5 protein-coding genes are annotated in these 3953 nt (G+C 62.4%); all 5 read right to left on the reverse strand.

Annotated features, from left to right (window positions below; translation table 11 throughout):
• Nucleotides 1-671: DUF3570 domain-containing protein (locus ACXWUF_RS20010; RefSeq protein ID WP_458496333.1), on the reverse strand; the 671-nt coding region annotated here is incomplete at its 3' end.
• 111 nt (nt 672-782) lie between these two features.
• On the reverse strand, nt 783-1007 hold the full coding sequence (locus ACXWUF_RS20015) for a DUF4266 domain-containing protein (RefSeq protein ID WP_458496334.1): 225 nt from the start codon (nt 1005-1007) through the stop codon (nt 783-785).
• Between the two features lie 2 nt (nt 1008-1009).
• Nucleotides 1010-1531: a TlpA family protein disulfide reductase gene (locus tag ACXWUF_RS20020; protein ID WP_458496335.1), complete on the reverse strand. Its 522-nt coding sequence runs from the start codon at nt 1529-1531 to the stop codon at nt 1010-1012.
• A 542-nt stretch (nt 1532-2073) separates the two neighbouring features.
• Nucleotides 2074-2676 (reverse strand): NUDIX domain-containing protein, encoded by a 603-nt coding sequence (locus ACXWUF_RS20025; protein ID WP_458496336.1) that lies wholly within the window; start codon nt 2674-2676, stop codon nt 2074-2076.
• Between the two features lie 129 nt (nt 2677-2805).
• Nucleotides 2806-3795: a S49 family peptidase gene (locus ACXWUF_RS20030; RefSeq protein ID WP_458496337.1), complete on the reverse strand. Its 990-nt coding sequence runs from the start codon at nt 3793-3795 to the stop codon at nt 2806-2808.
• Nucleotides 3796-3953: the final 158 nt, after the last annotated feature.

Below are 3953 nucleotides of genomic sequence, written 5' to 3' on the forward strand. Positions count from 1 at the left end.
AGCCCGCCGCCCACATCCACCGCCGCCTCGTCCCATTCGTGGGTGATCTTGAAATCGCCCTGCTGGCGGGTCTCGGGCGAGGCGGTGGCGATGGTCTGCACCAGCCGCCGGTCCTTGACGTATTCGCCGGTCTCCAGGTCCAAGCGGTAAGGATTGAACTGCCGGTCGTACATCAAGGTTCCGTTGCCGGCGATCAACGGCGTGGCGCCGGTGATGGTGGCGCTGTTGCCAGGGTAGTTGTTGCCGCCTAGAGCATTCGGCGCGGAAGTGATGGGCGTCGCCCCTGACCAAGTGTCTTGAATGTAATTGAAGGCGAATTTCCAGCGGTCGAACAGCGTGAAGCGCCCGCCGCCGGATAAATTGTCCACCCGAATCGGGTCGTAGGCGCTGCGGGCACCGTAGATGTCGCGGGCACCTTCCTTGTAATGGCCGTATTGAAAAGAAGCCTCGTCGCCCTCCGCCGCATGGGCCGGGGTTTGAGCCAATCCGGGCAGGGCCAGCGCCGCCGCCGTCAGGGCGCGGAGGGCGGAGTTCTCCGGCCCCGGCGGCAGCGGGCCGACGACTCGGGCCGGGCCAGCGGCGTGTGGCCGCCTAGACCCGAAAAAGCGCTGGCCCGCTTGCCTTAGTCCAGGTCCGAAGGCCGCGAAGCTCCGGGCCAGCCATTTCAACAAGGCGCGGCTCCTGTGGTGGGAGTGGGCTTCAGCCCACGCCTAGGCATGGCTGTCGCGGGCTGAAGCCCGCTCCCACAGGCTCTCGGCCCGCACATCAAGGATGAAAATGCTTCAGTAACAACCACACCCGCCACCGCTGGTCGCCGAACCGCCCGAGGCCGCTTCCCGGCCACCGTGGATGTGTTCGCGGAACGCCGCCTGACCGGGATGAGGCTCCAGCGCCATCTGCGGCTTGGCGAGATGACCACGCTCCCAAGGCGACACCGGGGCGCACCCCGCCAATAGCGCACTCAAGGCCAGCAGCCACGCCGCCCCGGCCCGTTCAAGTCTAGCCATGCTTAGTTTTTCGCGAGTGGCTCATCGGCCAGCAATTGTTCCACCAGGGCGCGGAATTTTTCCGCCTCGCCGGGCCGGAAGCCCACATGGACATGACGAATCACACCCTGACGGTCGATGAGGTAGGACGAGGGCATACCCATGACGCCGAACTCCTGTGGGCATTGTCCGCCGCTGGCGTCGGCCACATTGACGAAGCTGGCCGGATGGCGATCCAAAAACGCCTTGGCGTCCTCCGGGTTCTCGTCGAGATTGATACCCACCACCTGCAAGCCCCGATTCTTCAACTCGTGATCGAGTTTATTCATGAAGGGGAAGGACTGCGCACAAGGCCCACACCAGGAGGCCCAAAAATCCACGTACAGTACCTTGCCTTTGTAGTGCGATAGGTCTTGGCTCGCGCCATTGTTGAGGGGAGCCAGTTTGCAATTGGGGACCGTCTTGCCTGGCTCGAATTCATGGGCCTGGGCGCTGAAAGCGATTGCCAAGGCGGTGCCGATAAGAAAGCGTTTTCCCGGATTCATCGTCAATGCCTGCGGAATGGATTGCCGAACCAAGCACGCCCCGTCGGCTTGGAGCGATTGATAAGCCGCCGAGCGCCGGTGTTACCCAAGCATTGGCGGCCGTTCCTTAAGAATCCCGGCGGCATCGACAACAACGGGCACAGCGCGCCGGTTGCGGCTGACTGTATTTCTACACCTTTGTTCATAAGCGATGATCTAGGACTCTAGATGGGGTGGGCAGCGATGCACTTGCTGTGCCATACGAGGCCATTAGCGGGAAGATTCATTGCCACCCACAGGGTCGGTGGCCCGGGTAACGACTTGGACGCGCATTCCGCCCAAGAATTAAATATGTCATTTCACACACCACTGAGCGAAATGACACACAAAGCATCGAGAGAGGGGAATGGAAAGCGGAAGCTAAACCGGCGCTTGCTTTGGCATACATAAACGCCTCCAAAGCCAGCTTTGGACTCCAGAATTAGCGGCGACGCGCAAGCTTTGGAGAGCGCGTTAACTTTCCGGGCGCGGCGAGAAGCTTGCCTTTCCAGAGCGACGGCTTTTCACGCGCCCGCCAAGCCACGCAGACGCTCCCGATTCAAGGCCAGCCATTGCAGGCCCACGATGGGGATGGCGGAGTCGATCAAGCCCTCTTCCACCCAGGCCATGGCCTCGGTGAAATCCACCACGCTGGCGCGGATGTCCTCCTGCTCTTCGGCGAGTCCATGCACCCCGCCCACGCCGCTGGAGTCCACCAGCCCGCAGAACAAGGTCAGCCGCTCCGCGCAGGCACCGGGCGTGGTGAAGAACTCGCCGACGCGGATCAATTCGCGGATTTCGCAGCCCGCCTCCTCCAAGGCTTCCCGGCGGGCCACCGCCTCATGGCTCTCGCCGTCCTCAACGGCCCCGGCGACGATTTCCAATAGCCAGGGATCGTCCTTGACGCACAAGGCGCCGATGCGGAATTGCTCGATCAACACCACCCGGTCGGCTTTTGGGTCGTATAGCACCACGCCCACGCACCGGCCCCGATGGAACAACTCCCGGTCCAGCGGCTCGCTCCAACCGCCACCGAACAGGGTGTGCCGCAGCCGGATCCGCGACAGGTTAAAGAATCCGCGATAAAGCGGCGTTTCCGCGATGATTTCAAAATCCTTGTCGGCCATCGAAGGGCATCTCCTGAATGGGCTGGGGATTTGGTGGGCCGGGCATGTAATCATGCCCGACGCCGGGAATGTCTACTTTTATCTGGTTTGAACCGTCGGGCACGGAATACATGCCCGGCCCACCATGGCTTAGCGGGGTTCGAGGGACGCGGTGGCCGCGTTCAACAGGGCTTGGCCCAGCGAGACGCCCAGCCGGTGGGTGAGGCGTTCGAAAACATCCTGGTCCGGCGTGAAGTTCATCGTGCGCTTGGCGTGGATGACGTCCTCGGCCACGTAGCGGACATCGCCGATTTCGTCCACCAAGCCCAGCTTGATGCCATCCTCGCCGGTCCAAATCAGGCCGGAGAACATGTCGGGGGTTTCCTTCAGGCGCGGTCCCCTGCCCTCTTTCACCGCGTTGATGAACTGGCGGTGGATGCTGCCCAGCACCGTCTGCATGTGGGTTTTGGCGACGGGATCGACCGGCGCGAAGGGATCGAGCAGCGCCTTGTGGTCGCCCGCCGTCATCACCCGCCGCTCCACGCCCAGCTTGCTCATGGCCTCAACGAAGCCGAAATTGCCCATGATGACGCCGATGGAGCCGACCACGCTGGCGTTGCTCACGTAGATTTTGTCGGCGGCGGAAGCGATGTAGTAACCGCCGGAGGCGCACATGTCGGCGACCACGGCGTAGATGGGCAGGTCCGGCTTGGCTTTTTTAATGCGGCGGATTTCTTCCCAGACATAGGCGGATTGCACGGGACTGCCGCCCGGCGTGTTCATGCGGAGGATGACGCCCTTGGTGTTGGCGTCCCTCACCGCGTCACGCAAGCCTTCAATGATGTTCTCGGCGCTGGATGGCTGGCCGGGGGCGATCATGCCCACCACGTCGATGATGGCCGTGTGGCCCTTGCCGTCCGACTGGCCGTGGCCCATCAAGGGCTTGGTCGCCAGCCATACCGCCACGCCCAGGTAAATCATCAGCAGCGACTTGAAGAAGATGCTCCAGCGCCGCGCCTGCCGTTGCTCGGCGATGGACGCCATCAAGACTTTTTCCAGGGTTTCCCGTTCCCAGGCCGACGGAACCGGCTTGGGTTCCGGCTGAGAGGGTTCCGGGATGTTCCCGAGTTCTTCGCTCATTGGCATACCTCGTTGATACCCGGCGAAAAATGCACCGGGCTATTGGATTTAGGGGGAAGCAGTGTTTGTAGGGTGGAGGGCGCACGCCATGGAGGGTTTGATATGACCATCAGGTTGCCGTGCGTCGTAACCCATCATTCCGGTCGGCGCGGTGGGTT

Source organism: Methylomagnum sp., from assembly GCF_054333355.1.

Bases quoted from the DNA above. Each gene is read 5' to 3' on its own strand.
- ACXWUF_RS20030 (WP_458496337.1), bottom strand. From the start codon at position 3,795: ATGAGCGAAGAACTCGGGAACATCCCGGAACCCTCTCAGCCGGAACCC.
- ACXWUF_RS20025 (WP_458496336.1), bottom strand. From the start codon at position 2,676: ATGGCCGACAAGGATTTTGAAATCATCGCGGAAACGCCGCTTTATCGC.
- ACXWUF_RS20015 (WP_458496334.1), bottom strand. From the start codon at position 1,007: ATGGCTAGACTTGAACGGGCCGGGGCGGCGTGGCTGCTGGCCTTGAGT.
- ACXWUF_RS20020 (WP_458496335.1), bottom strand. From the start codon at position 1,531: ATGAATCCGGGAAAACGCTTTCTTATCGGCACCGCCTTGGCAATCGCT.